The organism is Motilimonas sp. E26, from assembly GCF_021278025.1.
Taxonomy (GTDB): domain Bacteria; phylum Pseudomonadota; class Gammaproteobacteria; order Enterobacterales; family CBDFNC01; genus Motilimonas.
In genome coordinates, this window is record NZ_JAIBHJ010000041.1 from 1 (window position 1) to 15475 (window position 15475).

At 43.1% G+C, this 15475-nt stretch carries 15 protein-coding genes; 7 read left to right on the forward strand and 8 right to left on the reverse strand.

The window, feature by feature from the left end:
* The first annotated feature begins 85 nt into the window (after positions 1-85).
* From K1M91_RS20070 to K1M91_RS20085, 4 genes are all read left to right on the forward strand, one after another.
* The gene (locus K1M91_RS20070; protein WP_232804041.1) at positions 86-1969 is read left to right on the forward strand and encodes a hybrid sensor histidine kinase/response regulator; all 1884 of its coding nucleotides are present in this window, start codon (positions 86-88) and stop codon (positions 1967-1969) included.
* Positions 1970-2345: 376 nt separating this feature from the next.
* Positions 2346-4430, forward strand: a complete 2085-nt coding sequence (locus K1M91_RS20075) for a protein-disulfide reductase DsbD domain-containing protein (RefSeq protein ID WP_232804042.1) — start codon at positions 2346-2348, stop codon at positions 4428-4430.
* Positions 4431-4440: 10 nt separating this feature from the next.
* A complete protein-coding gene (locus tag K1M91_RS20080) occupies positions 4441-5172 on the forward strand; it encodes a DsbA family protein (protein ID WP_232804043.1) in 732 nt (243 codons plus the stop codon).
* A 7-nt stretch (positions 5173-5179) separates the two neighbouring features.
* A complete protein-coding gene (locus K1M91_RS20085; RefSeq protein WP_232804044.1) occupies positions 5180-5677 on the forward strand; it encodes a protein disulfide oxidoreductase in 498 nt (165 codons plus the stop codon).
* 87 nt (positions 5678-5764) lie between these two features.
* Here K1M91_RS20085 and K1M91_RS20090 read toward each other — a convergent pair whose 3' ends face one another.
* The 6 genes from K1M91_RS20090 to K1M91_RS20115 form a co-directional block, all read right to left on the reverse strand.
* Entirely contained in the window at positions 5765-6283 is a 519-nt protein-coding gene (locus tag K1M91_RS20090) for a hypothetical protein (RefSeq protein WP_232804045.1), read from the reverse strand.
* A gap of 15 nt (positions 6284-6298) precedes the next feature.
* Positions 6299-6589, reverse strand: a complete 291-nt coding sequence (locus K1M91_RS20095; RefSeq protein WP_232804046.1) for a GNAT family N-acetyltransferase — start codon at positions 6587-6589, stop codon at positions 6299-6301.
* A gap of 109 nt (positions 6590-6698) precedes the next feature.
* Positions 6699-7394, reverse strand: a complete 696-nt coding sequence (locus K1M91_RS20100; RefSeq protein ID WP_232804047.1) for an aspartate/glutamate racemase family protein — start codon at positions 7392-7394, stop codon at positions 6699-6701.
* 257 nt (positions 7395-7651) lie between these two features.
* Entirely contained in the window at positions 7652-8134 is a 483-nt protein-coding gene (locus tag K1M91_RS20105) for a hypothetical protein (protein WP_232804048.1), read from the reverse strand.
* Positions 8135-8224: 90 nt separating this feature from the next.
* Positions 8225-9211, reverse strand: coding sequence for a suppressor of fused domain protein (locus tag K1M91_RS20110; RefSeq protein WP_232804049.1), 987 nt, complete (start codon positions 9209-9211; stop codon positions 8225-8227).
* Positions 9212-9485: 274 nt separating this feature from the next.
* Positions 9486-10610: a hypothetical protein gene (locus K1M91_RS20115; RefSeq protein WP_232804050.1), complete on the reverse strand. Its 1125-nt coding sequence runs from the start codon at positions 10608-10610 to the stop codon at positions 9486-9488.
* Between the two features lie 198 nt (positions 10611-10808).
* On the opposite strand from K1M91_RS20115, the gene K1M91_RS20120 reads away from it, so the two are divergent.
* Positions 10809-12029, forward strand: a complete 1221-nt coding sequence (locus K1M91_RS20120; RefSeq protein WP_232804051.1) for a hypothetical protein — start codon at positions 10809-10811, stop codon at positions 12027-12029.
* Positions 12030-12306: 277 nt separating this feature from the next.
* Positions 12307-13164, forward strand: coding sequence for a delta-class carbonic anhydrase (locus K1M91_RS20125; protein WP_232804052.1), 858 nt, complete (start codon positions 12307-12309; stop codon positions 13162-13164).
* A gap of 144 nt (positions 13165-13308) precedes the next feature.
* Here K1M91_RS20125 and K1M91_RS20130 read toward each other — a convergent pair whose 3' ends face one another.
* The gene (locus K1M91_RS20130; protein WP_232804053.1) at positions 13309-13584 is read right to left on the reverse strand and encodes a DUF1330 domain-containing protein; all 276 of its coding nucleotides are present in this window, start codon (positions 13582-13584) and stop codon (positions 13309-13311) included.
* 132 nt (positions 13585-13716) lie between these two features.
* On the opposite strand from K1M91_RS20130, the gene K1M91_RS20135 reads away from it, so the two are divergent.
* Complete coding sequence (locus K1M91_RS20135; protein ID WP_232804054.1) at positions 13717-14619, forward strand: LysR family transcriptional regulator; 903 nt, start codon at positions 13717-13719, stop codon at positions 14617-14619.
* A gap of 68 nt (positions 14620-14687) precedes the next feature.
* On the opposite strand, the gene K1M91_RS20140 is transcribed toward K1M91_RS20135, so the two are convergent.
* Positions 14688-15386 carry a VC0807 family protein gene (locus tag K1M91_RS20140; protein WP_232804055.1) on the reverse strand — a complete coding sequence of 233 codons (699 nt, stop codon included), beginning with the start codon at positions 15384-15386 and terminating at the stop codon, positions 14688-14690.
* Positions 15387-15475: the final 89 nt, after the last annotated feature.

The window sequence follows — 15475 nt, forward strand, 5'->3', positions numbered from 1 at the left end:
AGCTGCGGGCATTATTTTTGCCCAACAGCTGAGAAAATATGGCTGTGCGCTGGGGGAGTTATGAGGGGATCCTTCAGTGCTCGGCATGACACAGTTACTGCAAAATTCAGGCTTAAACGAAAGACAAAAAGAATACACCGATATTATTTACCAGTCCGGCTCATCATTACTGATTATTATTAATGACATTCTCGACTTTTCAAAAATTGAAGCCGGTCAGCTCAGTTTAGATAAACTGCCGTTTGATCTCGAAAAAGAATGCCATGAAATTTGTCAATCCTTGTCCTTACAGGCCGATGACAAAGGGCTGGAGTTGTTACTGGATTACGATAGTAATAGTCCAACCACAGTAATTGGCGATGCATTACGGATCCGCCAGCTGTTAGTAAACTTAATTGGTAACGCAATTAAGTTTACTAAACGAGGAAGCATTAGCGTCAAAGTCAACAGTGAACAAGATCAGAATGGACTCAACATCTTTTCTTTAGCCGTGATTGATACGGGTATCGGTATTCCTAAGCATATTCAGCCTCACCTATTTTCCTCTTTTACTCAAGCAGACTCGTCTACCACACGTAAATATGGGGGCACCGGACTCGGATTAGCCATTTGTAAGAAGTTGTGTGAATTAATGGGTGGCAACATTAGCCTAAAAAGTGTGGAGGGAGAGGGCTCAAACTTTACCGTGAGTCTGCCTTTGGGGATCCACAGTACTCAGCCCCTAAATAAAAAACTGGATCTAAAAGGAAAGAAAGTATTATTAGTGGATGACAATCCACTAAACCTCAACATACTGTATCGCATGTTACAGCCACTTGAGATGAATATTAGCTCTTGTTCGGATCCTATCAACGCGTTAGATAAACTAAAAAAATCAGTCAGCACCGAACCATTCCAGTTAGTCATATCCGATTATAGGATGTCAGCAATGGACGGGGCTGAATTAACCAGCAAAATACGCCGTATCGACACTTATAATGATATCCCAATCCTCATTTTATCTTCATCGTGCCAACTAGAAGACAGTCAAAAATTACAACAAGCGGGCGCCAATAAAATCCTCAGTAAGCCTATCACCTGCAATATACTTTTTTCCGCTCTAGACTCGTTATGCCGTAATAAAAAACAAGACCCTATTTTATTAAGTGTCACTCATACCAATACTAAAATAGAACGACTATCAGGGCACATTCTACTTGCAGAAGACGTACTCACCAACCAGTTGGTTGCGACAGCCATGTTAGAGCAGCTTGGCTTAACAGTGGATATCGCTAATAACGGCCTAGAAGCGTTAGATAAATGGCGTACAGGTCATTATCAATTAATCTTAATGGACTGTCAGATGCCAATATTAGATGGCTATCAGGCAACAGCCAGGATCTTAGCTGAAGACCCCAATAATTCGGTGCCGATCATAGCATTAACCGCTAACGCGCTTCCTGCTGATCGAGAGCGCTGTTTTAGCGTCGGCATGGATGATTTCTTGTCTAAGCCATTTGAACAGCAAGCACTGGCCAATATGCTCGATTATTGGCTTAGTAGAACAAAACCTGAACCACATTACCTAGAACCAACACTGAATACTCAGGAGCCAACGATGGGAAACAACACAATCACTGACAACAGTGACAATTTAGTTGAATTAAGCACTTTTGAAATGCTCAAAAAAGCCATGGGTAACAACTTTAATATGCTAATTGACGCTTTTATAACCAGTTTAGACGAACAACTAATAAACCTACCAAAATCCATACAAGACAACGATTTAAAAACATATGTTCGCGAAGTTCATAGTATGAAATCAGCCAGTGCAAATTTTGGTTTTAATGAGTTTTCAGCACTTAATAGAAAACTAGAGCTAAACGGCTCAAAAGAAGGGCAATTTGCCACAGAAGCAGAGTTAGCCGATTTAGCTGAACAAGTAACAAAAATTAAGCAATGGCTTAAAGAAAATGCCTACGCAGCTTAAGTCCACGTAGTCAGATAGGGCGTGTTTATAGCAAAATTTCGTTGTCAAAATAAAACGCAAAACCTGTTACACCCAAAACAGCCTAAATTGTGGGAGCCAAAGCTATTTACGACGTCTTGTGTGGCCTAATCACAACGTTTTTGCGTGAAAACATACTATTTCGCTTATCCAAAATTTGGCTTAATCAACAAGAAGGTAATGTAAAGCTAAGTAAGTTTCGGGCCAATTACTTGTAATTTAAATGACTCAGCATTAGAAAGGGGCTATTTAGTCTCACCAATGCCTTACTTAGTCAATCCACTTTTATTAGTGGGATTGAAAGAAAAGCAGCATTTTCACGGTCTTATTAAGTGATTATTACTTGTTGGAGTCACACTTGAAATATCGGCTATTAACCTTAGTAGGCCTGTGCTTATCATTGTTTTGTTCTTTTTCATTATCGGCTGCGAGTACTGGTTGGCTGACCACCCCTCAGCACCCTCCGATACAAGTTAAGCTCACCCTCACTGGTGAAAAAGACATCGTAAACCAAACCATTGCAGCTATTTTGCAAGTCAAGTTATCTGGTGACTGGAAAACCTATTGGCGCGCGCCTGGTGAAGGAGGAATCGCCCCTAGCGTTGATTGGCAACAATCAAGCAATGTCAAACAAGTTGATTGGTTTTGGCCCGTTCCTGAGCGTTTTAGCACCTTAGGACTGGAGACGTTAGGCTACCGAGATAGTGTCACTTTTCCATTACAGATCCAATTGGCACAATTAGACCGCAACACCCAACTACGGGGTAAATTTACCCTTTCAAGTTGCACCAATGTTTGTGTACTAACAGACTATGAGTTAGCGCTCGACTTTAATGCTACAGACCTGACTGGTGACAGTAATGCCATGTATTTATACAATAAAGCCATGGTACAAGTGCCTCAAACCGAGCAACAACTAGCTCAGCTCAGTCAGTTAACTTGGGATCAAAACCAGCAACAGCTCAGCTTTACGATTACCGGTAAAACTTGGGACAACCCCGATGTTTTTATCATTGGCGATCCCGACACTTACTTCAATATTGAGCAATTACAACCCGAGCAAGGGCAATTAAAAGGGCTGATATCCGTTAAAGGTTGGCTCGGCGAAGTCAACTTAGAGCAACAGTTATTAACCTTAGTGGTAGCCGACAAAGAGTTGGCTATCGAAGTAAATCAACTCGCCCAAGCGGGCATCATCGATGCCAATACTTTTAAGCAAAACCCTATCGGCTGGCCAAGTATGCTGCTGATTGCCTTACTAGGTGGCTTGATCTTAAATATTATGCCTTGTGTTTTGCCCGTGTTAGGAATGAAGCTCAGCACCGTGCTCACGGCAAAAAATCAAAGCCAAGGGCAAATTAGAAAACAGTTCATTGCTTCTGCTTTTGGCATTATTAGCTCATTTTGGTTGCTTGCTTTAGCGGTATTGTTATTAAAGGTCAGTGGCCAAAGCATTGGCTGGGGCATTCAGTTTCAGCAACCTTGGTTTATTGGCTTTATGGCGTTAATTACCACGCTATTTGCATTAAACATGCTGGGCTTATTTGAAATTCAACTGCCCAGCGCCCTGCAAACTAAGCTCGCCACTAGCGGTGGCCATTCTTATGTCGGCCACTATGTGCAAGGCATGTTTGCCACCTTATTAGCTACGCCATGCAGCGCGCCCTTTTTAGGCACAGCGGTTGCGTTTGCGCTGGGCGCAGATACCTACAGTCTGTTCATTATCTTCACTGCGTTAGGCGTCGGCATGGCTCTGCCTTGGTTGCTGATCGCCATGGCTCCGCAGTTAGCCCGTTATTTGCCGCGTCCGGGCAATTGGATGCAACAGATAAAGGTTTTCTTTTCGGTGTTACTGTTTGCCACCTCAGTTTGGTTAATAAGTTTATTACAGAGCTTTATCGGCGGCTGGCTATGGGTGATCTATGGCATCTTCGCCATCGCCCTTTGTTGCCTTATTAAACAAAAATATGGCACCAAAATAGCGCTTATTTGTATCAGTGTTAGCTTTATTGGCTTAGGTGCAATAGGCATAACGGCCTCATTGACCAGCGATAGGTGGGCTTCACCCTTAAATCCTGATCTGGCTTGGCACATGTTAGAGCAACAGGACATTGACCAACAAGTGGCGCAAGGTAAAACCGTTTTTGTTGATATTACGGCCGACTGGTGCATCACCTGTAAAGCCAACAAAGTTGGCGTGCTACTACAGCAGCCAGTCTATGATGCCCTGCAGCAACCAAATATTTATTTAATGAAAGGCGACTGGACCAAACCTGCGCCTCATATTAGTGATTATCTACAACAAAATGATCGTTATGGCGTGCCTTTTAACATTGTTTACGGACCCAATGCGCCTGAAGGTATAGCCTTACCAGTGATTCTCAATAGCGAAGATGTTATCAGCGCCATTGATCGCGCATCAGCTACGTCCTCTACTCAATAGGAATATTCATATGAAACTGTTACCCCTTGCCGCATTAGTACTTGCAAGCCCATTGGCTTTTGCTGCGCCCTCAAGCTTTACTCCTGAGCAACAGGCCGAGCTTAAAACCTTGATCAAACAAGCCTTAGTTGAAGATCCCGAGATCTTAAAAGAAGCGATAGTGGCACTACAAAATTATGAAGAAGAGCAAGCCAAAGCCTCCCAAGTAGGAATGCTGAAAAAACAAGCCAAAGCTATTTTCGAAAGCCCCAACGACCCTTGGTTTGGCGCTGAAACCCCTAAGTTAGTGATGACTTACTTTACCGACTTTAACTGTCCATACTGCAAACGCATCGAACCTCATTTAGCTAAACTGGTAGAAGAATTTCCCGAGCTGCAGATCAAGATAAAAATGGTGCCTTTACTGGGCGAAAGCTCGAAAGAAGCAGTCGATTTAGCGCAAACCGTATGGCAGCATGAGCCAGAAAAATACCTTAAGTTAAAGAAAACCTTAATGGCAAAACCTACTCGTTTGGACAGTGCCAGCATTGCCCAAGCAGCGAAGGCAACAGGCACTGAACAATGGCTAGGTAAAGCCGATGCAAGCACTGCGACCACCATCAATAACAATATGAATTTAATGCGCGCGCTCGGGTTACGTGGCACACCAAGCTTAGTGTTTGCCGATCAAATCGTGCCCGGCCTGGTCGATTACGATCAGCTAAAAACAGGGATTGAACAAGCATTAGCCGCTCAGGAGTAATCAGTTAGTGGCAAAAAAATTATTAAACTGGGCCAAACAGGCCCTATTATTACTGGTTGTAGCGATAGTACTAAGTGGTGCGCTAGACTGGTGGCGCAGTAAAGATATAGATAGAACCAATCTACCGCCGCTAGTCGGTACCAGCCTAAAAAAAATGCCCATTGATCTTGCCAGCTTAAGCCAAGATCAAGCAGTGTTGGTGTATTTTTGGGGCACTTGGTGTCACGTCTGTAATTACGTCACTCCAGCAGTTAATAGCATGGCAACACATTATCCAACAATAACGGTTGCACTTGGCTCAGGTGATGACAACCGCATGAATCAGTACCTGTACCACCATGAATATCAATTTACCGTGCTCAACGACCCTAACAACTCACTTGGGCAATCGTGGAAGATCAGTGTGACGCCTACTATTCTGGTGATCAAAAACAACCAAGTTGAATACTTCACCACTGGCTTTACTAGCTTGCCAGGGTTGTGGTGGCGAATGTTAACGGCATGATAAATGGATGGATACTCGAGGAAACGAATAAGTCAGCCTTCTGGAAAGAAGGCAAGCTTAGTGTTAAAGGGCGGACAGAGAGCCAACTTAAGCCTCTCCTCGACGCACCAATTTAAACGCCCATATCCAGCAAACAAGTAACAAAATAACTGCTAAAAAATGACTAAAGCCGGCAATTTTCTCTGCTTTGCTAAGCCAACCTATTGAACTAAATAACGCATACCAATCATGGCGACCGCCCCCCACTAAAGGCAACACACGGGCATTCGCGTCGCCCATATATTCCGCCATATACATCATACTTTCCGCTAACCAAATTCCGCACAACGCCGTGGCAAAGCGCTGGTTTAAACGATAAAAATGCACGCCACACAAGGCCGGAACTAACAACTGTAAAAACGTGCCACCTAACAGATGTAAAGTATCGCCAAACGCCATAAAAAACAGGTGTCCAGCCTCATGAAACGCTAAATTAACACCATCAATAAAATGATAACGATAAGCAAAAGCCAGCCACAAACAATATGGTACTAATGCTAAGAGAATAAGCATTTTGGCTTTATCGATGGACTTCGGCTCGGCCCCTGGCGCATAGTATTTTTTCATTCTAGCGCGAACCAATCATTGACAGGTATCTGCTAGTAAGTGCTGCCACTGGGGTTGACGTTTAAACGCCACTTCAACATAACTACACTCTGGTACCACCTTAAGTTGCTGCTCTTGAGCAAAGGCAACCATGGCTACCATTAGCTGCATCGCGATACCTTGACCACGAAACTGCTCAGGCACCCGAGTGCTATTAACGTGAATAACCTGATCTTGCTTAATATATGTCATCACCGCGCTTTCATCTGATAACGGTTCAGTATAGAAAGTGCCTTGCCGCTCATCTTCATAATGACCAATACTCATTGCTCACCTCCAATATCTCAAAAGTTAAGTTTATACCCAAATCAAGTTCAAGATGCATCTTGACTGGGTACATACCAGACTGGCTAAGAGTTCTGTTTATCAAATGGCTTTAAGCAAGCAGGGCCAGTTCAACAATAGCTTGGCAGTGGATTGCCGTGGTATCAAATAAAGGTAATTCGATATCTGATTGATTAACCAGTAAAGCTATTTCAGTGCAGCCTAAAATAATGCCTTCAGCGCCCTGCTCTCGCAAATCAGCCATCACCGCTAAAAAGTCCGCCTTAGCTTGCGCGCTAAATTGACCTAAACAAAGCTGTTCAAAAATGACTTTGTGGATCATCTCACGCTGTACCTTATTTGGGGTTATGACATCTATCCCAAAACGCTCAACTAAACGGCCTTTGTAAAAGCTTTGCTCCATCGTAAACGCAGTGCCGAGCAAACCAATTTTAGTAATGCTAACTTGTTGCAGTTGCTTGGCCGTGGCATCGGCAATATGCAGTAGGGGTAAATTAATATTTGCCATTACCTGATCGGCAACCTTATGCATAGTATTAGTCGCAATGACAATAAAGTCAGCCCCCGCCCTCTCAAGGGCCTTAGCCGCATCGGCTAAGATAGCGCCAGCTTGATGCCAATCACCTTGCCGTTGCAGTGCTGCTATCTCTGCAAAATCCACACTGAACAAAACCAACTTAGCCGAATGTAAACCACCCAGCTCAAGCTTGATTAACTGATTAATTTGCTGATAATAAAGCTGAGTCGACTCCCAGCTCATGCCACCAATAATACCGATTGTTTTCATACTACACCCATGCAGTTTATCGAGATATCACTGTGGGCCAAACCGCCATAAACATCAATAAACGACTAAGCTGAACTCTCTCCCCTATGCCATACTTATGATCTAGCTAACAATTAAGTTAATGATGGCGAGACAATTCTTTTTATCACAATCGACTAGACGCACATGGATCTAGGTAGATCCTAGCCTATATCATTAATTATGATTTCACTCGCCATCAAAGTTAACCAAGCCTAAGTCTGGCTATCGTGATTTAGTTAATACAAAGCTTTCACTCGGGCGGTAAAGTCAGAAGCCGTACGACGCATATAATGACCGGACTGCACGGTTAAAGTGGTATCAGCTAATGCTAGGTCTGTTTTCGTGTCAGCAAAATCTCCCTTTGGCACCACCACAACCGCTGTTAACTTAGCAATCTCAGCCTGATAGTCAGCGTCATCGATACAAATAGCAGCAATCGAATCCAATAATGCACTGGTTCGCTCACCAGTATGATTAAGCACCCATGCATCTTGGTACTTCTTGTCAGCCAGTTGCACTTTATTTGCCGTAAGCATGCTATCAAACTCATCCCAATTAACGGTTACGGCTAACGCTGCATTACCACAGGCTTGCTGCATTTTATTGGCTGACTGCAGGATAACTTCATCAGCACCACGCTTCGCCTTAGTCTCTGCTACGCCAGCCCAACTTGCCATCGACACACAAGTTAATACGCCTGCTAGTATTGTCTTTCTCATTTACCTATTCCTTACTTATAAAAAGGGCTGCAGCGCTAAGCGCATGCAGCCAAATCACACAATGGACATCATAGAAAAAAGGGAGTTAGATTAGCGCCACTGCTTCACGCCAACAGTGCGGTTTTCCATATCTTTAATGTAGTAATCATTAACCGAAAACGACACATTCTCAAATTCATCAAAGAAGAAGCGCTTACGCTTGAGCTGTAGGTTTTCCATCATCTGGTTATACATATTCGGCGTTAAGGTAATCTCGACCCAAGAATCACTAACACCTCGAATCATGCCTTCATCGCCCGCCATTAGCTTCACATTGTGCTCAGGGCTAATGACTTCAATACTGCGGCCATGTGGAATTCGACCCGGTAAAATAGCTAATAAGTATTCTGCGGCTAACGCGTCAATCTCAATGTATGCAGAGCTTGCATCGCTGACATTGAATAAAATTTTGCCACAAGGTACACATTCAGTATCTGAACCATCATTTTCAGCGCCGCGACGTATGGCTTGAGCAATGTTCTCATTTTTTAAAATACTAAAGCGGCCTAAGTCAACTAAACCAGCAGGGGTTTGGTAAGACAGCACCTGCATGAATTTTTCCATGGTCCAGCTACGCGCCGCCATCGCTTCATCAGCAGTTATCGGCATGATTTGAATAAATTCAATGCTATCACCGCCATCCTCTAACGCTTCAATAGCAGGGTCTTCCACAAACAGCACGGTATCTAAGAAACAATCTACAAAGCTTACCAACGGACGATTGATTGCCACCATGTCACCCACAACAAAGCCGTTGTCACGATTAAACGCAAATTTAGCCAATGATTTGATAAACTCTACCGCCCACATAGGTGCCATTTCATCATCACTTTTAACACGGAAGCTAAGCTCAAAGCCGTATTTCTTAAAACCTGTGGTTAAAAATAACCAATGCGCTTCAGGATCGCTCATCTTATAAGCCGCGATCATATCAAGGGGCTGATCGCCACCTAATTCAAATGGAATATCAGGTTTAAACTCTGTTGCTTGTAGTGAGCCGAGTAATACTTCAATGCTATTTTTAGTTGCCGTTGTCATCAATAGTCCTTATTGAATTTCACTTATTCAATTAATTTAAAAAGAGTCGGAGAAAAAATCTCAATATATTGATTCTATTGCTAATTATGGGTCTAAACCGCTGCATAGAACTGACCCTACTAACGCAACAGTGATAACAAAGGGGTTAAAAAATTAATAAATAATTTTCGAATTATCTGCCATAAGCACTTTAGATGGCCTAGCAAACAACATGTCGCAGACTTAAAAAAAAATTAATAACTAATAATCAAGTATTTAAGTAAATAGAAAATAACTAACTCAACGTGAAACTACGAATTATTTTAGCCACTAATTCTGCTTGATTACGGGAGCCTGTTTTTGCCAAGCAAGCCTTAACCTGCTGCCTTATAGTGTTACTCGTGGCATGGCGAATGCTGGCAATTTCATCAACTAGGGTGCCAGCGCAAAGTAAACTCGATACTTCCGCTTCCGCTAGAGTCAATGAAAACAACGACATTATCTCTTGAGGATAAATTTTGATCTGATTTGCACAAGCTTGAATCATCACCATGCTACAAGCTAAAGAGTGCGGCCCAATCGGGGTCAGCACTTGATGAAACCAAGGCTTAATCGTCACTCGGTAAATGTTCTGTGCGTCCCGTGTATAGAAATGTTCATCAAGTTCCGTCCCATGAGAAGAAGCTGAACAGCTCAATGCCATTTTAAATTGAGCATCTGCCGCAGATGAAGCAAACGTCAAACGGCGCGACGAAAGAAATGACAATTGAAACAACTTGCTTTTAGACAGTAACACTTGGGCCGATGCATTAAAGTAATGCAACTCCGCCTGATAATCACAAACAAAAATAGCCTCAGGCAATGCATCAAGTAACGCATTCTGCGTACCAACAGCATTGGCTTGTTGCATACGTAACGACATCTCTAAAGCGTGTTCAATATGGGGAAGAAACGCATTGGCTACCGCAACCTGTTGCTGAGAATAATACCTCGTATCGGGTCCTGACATGAAAGCAAGCTCAGTGATCAACGGGCTATCGGGTTTTGCCAGCAAACAACCGATTGAGTTTCTGATCACTGCTGGTTTCGCAAAATCTGTGTAAATCTCTGAGTGGACAAAGCGTTTATCGTTACATACTAAATGGCTAGGGTGGAATTGATTAGCATCATGCTGCGCTAGCCCTTGAGTCCACATATCGACTTTATAAAAATAATCCTGATATGTTTCAAAATAACCAGGCTCAAAACCATGGGCAACAAATCGAGAAGGAGAGTGATCAACACTAGAGCGGCTAGCAATAAATGCATGAGAAGAGCCTAACGCATCGCTAATCCGCATCAGCACATCGTGCCATAACTCAGGCTTTTCAATGGTACTGTAAATTTGTTTAACAATGTCGTTTTGATCAACTTGGTTCATATTTACCTACAACAATGAAGCAATCAATTAGGTAAAAAATATTAGTTCTTTCTCTACAGTGTCAAACTAGTGTTTAAAAAATGTTAACAGTATTACCCATATGGGTATTGTTGGGCAAAAACCTCGGTGAAATACTCAAGTTGAATGACAAGCCAAACTCTGCCTTGTGAAAAATAATAAAAACCAATTGGAGCACATATGAAAATACGACTATTAAGCGGATGCATTGCACTTGCTTTGGCGGGTTGTGGTGGTAGCAGTAACTCATCAACCGAGACTCCCACACCAGCACCCACACCCACACCACAAATCCAGAAAGGCATCTTCCTAGATAGTCCTGTTGCAGGTATTAATTATCGAACCGACACAATCACAGCCGGCGTTACCAATGCGCAAGGCGAGTTTGAATATATAGACGGGGAAAATGTGACGTTTTACCTCGGCGATCTTATCTTTCCAACAGCCAAAGCCAGCGCACAAGTTACCCCTGCTGATTTAGGTGGCGGTCTAGCAACCACCACCACAGTGAACATCTTACAATTGCTGCAAAGCCTAGATGACAATGGCAACCCTGATGATGGCATTGCGATTACCGACACCAGTAAATCCGCTTTTGTGGGCACAGGTCTAGATATCAGCAGTGAAAACTTTGATTCATCTGTCAGCGCCATTTTAACCAGTATGAACAAAACATTAGTCACTGAAGAAGCCGCCAAAGCTCACTTCAGCAGTACCTTAAACGGTCAATTGACCGGTAGTTGGCTATTTAGTGAAGGGGCTGGAAAACGCAATGTGCTTACCTTCTTCAATAATAACAACTACATCATCGTGCACGAACATTCAGATATCGATGATAATGGTGACCAAGTAGCAGGCTCGGCCGAATATGGCACTTACTCCTACGACCCTACAACTCAAAAACTCGCACTCAAAGTCACCGGCGAAAGCGACAACTCAGGTGGACTAGCGGACAACAAAGGCGCAGCTAACCTCGACATGAAGTTAACAGGTATGGCTTTAGACATCACTTTTGCTGACGATGAAAATAATACTGCACGATTTAACAAAATCAGCGACAGTAATAATCCTTTAGTTGGCGCTTGGTTTTTGCGAGAAGAAAACATCAATAGCGACAACATTTTAACAATTCTTCCTAATAATCAATACGCTATTGTGCACACCAATAACCAAGAAGCATACAATGGCGCTGCTGTTATGGCGGTATCGGGCGAGTTTGGTAACTTTAGTTATACTGGCGACGTTTTTACCACCACAGGCATCACCGCGGAAGCAAACGGTCCGGGCGGTTTATATGACAAAGACAGCCCTGCGTTCAGCGCGACCTTAACGATAATGGCTGATAAAAGTTTAACGTTTACTAACCCAAGTGAACATTTCACCTTTAGCCGAGTTAAATAACCGCCATAGACGTACATAGTCACAACATTAAGTTGCTGCCAAATGTATACCAACTAACAATAACGCCAGTGAAAAAACAATCCCACTGGCGTTATTGTTGGTAAAGCTATCACGAAAAATCAACCGCCCTTAATATATACCTATACGCATTTATTTGTTTTGCAAATGATTGACTATTGTATTCATTTCAACTTTCCTTATGCTGCTAAGTTGAACCAAGAGGCTCTCGCCCTGGATTCAATCACCTAATGTCTCTAACAATAAATGGAAGTTACTCATGAAAAAAAATACCCTCATATTATTTACCAGTATGGCAATGACGCCAATGTTAGCGCATGCAGCAAGTGACACACACCACGCGGTAGCTGACAGCGTGATAGCAGAGCAACGCGCCGCACTAGCAGAGAACACCAAAGGCCAAGGCTATGGTCCGCAATCCCCTCGCGACATAGATACTTTAGTGGGCACCAACACCAGAGAGTTTGGTATAGCACCGCCTTACACAGCAATGAACTTATGTAATATTCATTTTCACAAAAACGCCGAGCACAAAGGCGGCGAATTCAACAAATACGCAGGTAATGGTGACGGCCATGGTTACAACAGTGGCTATGTTTACACTGGTAAGTTAAGTGCTGAAGAATTAGCACCTTATAACCAAGAAGTGGGCAAGGGTGAGCACGGTAAATTACAGTCAGGTGACACCATTGAAGTACATTTCGTACATTCGACAGCAAAAGTAAAACCTGGTCCAACCCTTGGCTCGTGTTTAAATGATGCGATAGGCAACCCACAGCTACGTGTAGAAACCCAAGTGTACGTGGTGGTCAATGACAAAAATGCACTCGACTTCGTTAAGCAAACTGAATACGGTCTAAAAGATGGCCTTTACCAGGCAATCAATATTCCAACCAATACAGGCGAAGCAATCCAATATGCAGGCTCTACCACTGGCCCTAGCTACAACGAAAAAGGCTCACCATTCCAAGTTACATGGAGCGTTCGCCCACAAGTTGCTAAGGTAAACATCGCCACCGTAGCACAATGGCTTAAAGGTAATGACTTTAACGAAGACCACGCTCACGGCGTACGAAATCTAGTTGTAAACCCTGATTTACTTTCTGATGGCCATTAATTTCAGCGCATGATAAGCATTTAATGCCACAGTCAAAAGGCTTGTTGCACAATACAACAAGCCTTTATTTTAATTAAACGCCAAGCTCAAACCAACGCTCGCCCTAGCCAAACTCACCTAGATAACTGTGTGCCAAAAAATTGCTTACACTAAATGGAACTGGCTTTGCATGCCCTGTTCGCGTAGCGGAATAATGGCTTGATATGCCGCGCTGTGATACCAGCTTTTCGCCGTGGCTTTATCGGGAAACTGGATCACCGCTTTCTTCGAGTGAGTGGCATCGCCATGCAACACCTCTATTTCCCCTTTGGCAATGAACTGACCGCCAAATTCAGCCACGATGACCGCCGCTTGTTCACTATATTGCGCGAGTTGTACCTTATCTAATGGTGTTAGATCGACAATCACTAAACTTGTCATTTGCTTTCTCCTTATTGTGATTAGCTCATTAATTGTGAGCCACTTATTTGAGCGCTCCGATTCAGTTGACACAGCTTATTATTGTGATAAAAATTTAACAACAGACTAAAAATTAACTAATTGTTTAAAAATATGAACAGTGTAAAACTAGCCCCGCTACTGTTAATCTTTGTAGAAGTGGCGAATAAGCGCTCTTTTACCGCCGCAGCAAAAAAACTCGGCATGAGCAAATCTGCCATTAGCCAGCAAATAAAGCGCCTTGAGCAAGCAACTGGCCAACAGCTTTTGGCGCGCAACACTCGAGGCGTGACGCTCACGGCCGTTGGAGAAACATTACTGGCCCGCAGTGAGCTGCTGAGCCAACAATTAAGCCTCACGTTAACCGAGCTGAATAGTGCAAAAACACAGCCCAGTGGCCAGTTTAAAGTATCGGTACCGCCATTTTTTGAACAACATATCGTTATTCCCGCATTGCAGCAGTTATGTGTGGAGTTTCCAAAGCTAAGCCCCGAAATTATCGTGACCGGAAAGTGGCAAGATCTGAGGGAGCACAACCTAGATGTCGCCATTTTTGGTGGTGATTTAAAAGACAGCAACTACCGCGCATTGTCGATAGGCAAAGTTGCTGAAATATTCTGCGCTTCACCACGCTACCTCAAACAACACGGAAACTTAACCAGCCTCGAGCAATTAACTTCGCACCGATTTATTGCTACACCTTGGCAACATGATGAACTGCGGTTATTTGATAACAAACAAAACAATGAACAACAACTCAAAATCGCACATTACGCAAAAACCAATACGCTAAATACGGTATTAGAAATGGTCCAACATGATATGGGCGTGGCGCTGTTTCCTGCGTTTTTAGCAACTGAAGAACTAAGTAACGAAAGGCTAAAAAGGGTGCTACCAGAGCTTCAAGGTAGAGCATGGCAGTTTTATTTCTTGCACCAATATCACGGTGAAAAACCAATCCATATCGGCCGATTTCATCAGCTAATTAGCCATTATTTTAATAAAGCCAACAGCTAAAACCACAACTCCTGAATAAAAAAATGGCCGTCTAATGACAGCCATTCTGTACAGAAAAACATAACAAATTACTTTTTGGTCGCCATCACATCTTCCAAGGTCAGCCCAGTCAAATCACGAATGGCGCGCCACAAGTAATAAAAAACCCCTAGCAACATCAGCATAGATGGCAACGCAATCATAGGGTAACTATATAAAGTTAATTGTCCCAATTGCTCATTAAACTCAGCAGTGCCCGCAGGACTCGTTACCAACCACTTAGCCAACACGTAATTCATTGTCGCCGAAAAAGCGAAAGAGCCAGCGACCAAATAAGTGGCCTTCATTAAGCGCTTTTCAAAGGCGGCGGTGCTGTTATGCTCAACTAATTTTTGCTTAATTTTTTCCACATCCATAACATCAGGATTAAATAGCAGCGCTCTCACTAACGGATAAGGCGTAAAAGTAGACGCTAAAACCGCGATACCGATAATGGCAGGAATGGCGGCTTCTTTAATTGCCAACCATTTTGTGTCTAACTCAAACAAACCGATGCCGCCCGTTAGCGACACACTCAACAACCCTAACAAAGCGATAAAGTTAAACTTTCTGTATTTAATTAGCTCAAATAGGCCCCAACCAAGTGGAAAAGCAAGTGCAGCTATCAAACCACCACTCGCACCTAGCTCACTGTCACCACTTAATTTCATTAAAATAAAAGACGGAATGATGATACTGACAATCAGGTCAACCATCGGGCGAGGTTTATGTGTCGATGCGCTATTCATAATACTTACTTTTTATTACGGACTAATTGCGAAGGTTATAGCTAATTATCCGCCATAACACAACAGGTCACTAGAGAGTGATATAAATA

What these genes read in the sequence shown, in the direction of transcription:
- K1M91_RS20070 (WP_232804041.1), top strand. Translation starts at nt 86, where the DNA reads ATGACACAGTTACTGCAAAATTCAGGCTTAAACGAAAGACAAAAAGAA.
- K1M91_RS20080 (WP_232804043.1), top strand. Translation starts at nt 4,441, where the DNA reads ATGAAACTGTTACCCCTTGCCGCATTAGTACTTGCAAGCCCATTGGCT.
- K1M91_RS20090 (WP_232804045.1), bottom strand. Translation starts at nt 6,283, where the DNA reads ATGAAAAAATACTATGCGCCAGGGGCCGAGCCGAAGTCCATCGATAAA.
- K1M91_RS20095 (WP_232804046.1), bottom strand. Translation starts at nt 6,589, where the DNA reads ATGAGTATTGGTCATTATGAAGATGAGCGGCAAGGCACTTTCTATACT.
- K1M91_RS20100 (WP_232804047.1), bottom strand. Translation starts at nt 7,394, where the DNA reads ATGAAAACAATCGGTATTATTGGTGGCATGAGCTGGGAGTCGACTCAG.
- K1M91_RS20105 (WP_232804048.1), bottom strand. Translation starts at nt 8,134, where the DNA reads ATGAGAAAGACAATACTAGCAGGCGTATTAACTTGTGTGTCGATGGCA.
- K1M91_RS20110 (WP_232804049.1), bottom strand. Translation starts at nt 9,211, where the DNA reads ATGACAACGGCAACTAAAAATAGCATTGAAGTATTACTCGGCTCACTA.
- K1M91_RS20115 (WP_232804050.1), bottom strand. Translation starts at nt 10,610, where the DNA reads ATGAACCAAGTTGATCAAAACGACATTGTTAAACAAATTTACAGTACC.
- K1M91_RS20120 (WP_232804051.1), top strand. Translation starts at nt 10,809, where the DNA reads ATGAAAATACGACTATTAAGCGGATGCATTGCACTTGCTTTGGCGGGT.
- K1M91_RS20125 (WP_232804052.1), top strand. Translation starts at nt 12,307, where the DNA reads ATGAAAAAAAATACCCTCATATTATTTACCAGTATGGCAATGACGCCA.
- K1M91_RS20130 (WP_232804053.1), bottom strand. Translation starts at nt 13,584, where the DNA reads ATGACAAGTTTAGTGATTGTCGATCTAACACCATTAGATAAGGTACAA.
- K1M91_RS20135 (WP_232804054.1), top strand. Translation starts at nt 13,717, where the DNA reads ATGAACAGTGTAAAACTAGCCCCGCTACTGTTAATCTTTGTAGAAGTG.
- K1M91_RS20140 (WP_232804055.1), bottom strand. Translation starts at nt 15,386, where the DNA reads ATGAATAGCGCATCGACACATAAACCTCGCCCGATGGTTGACCTGATT.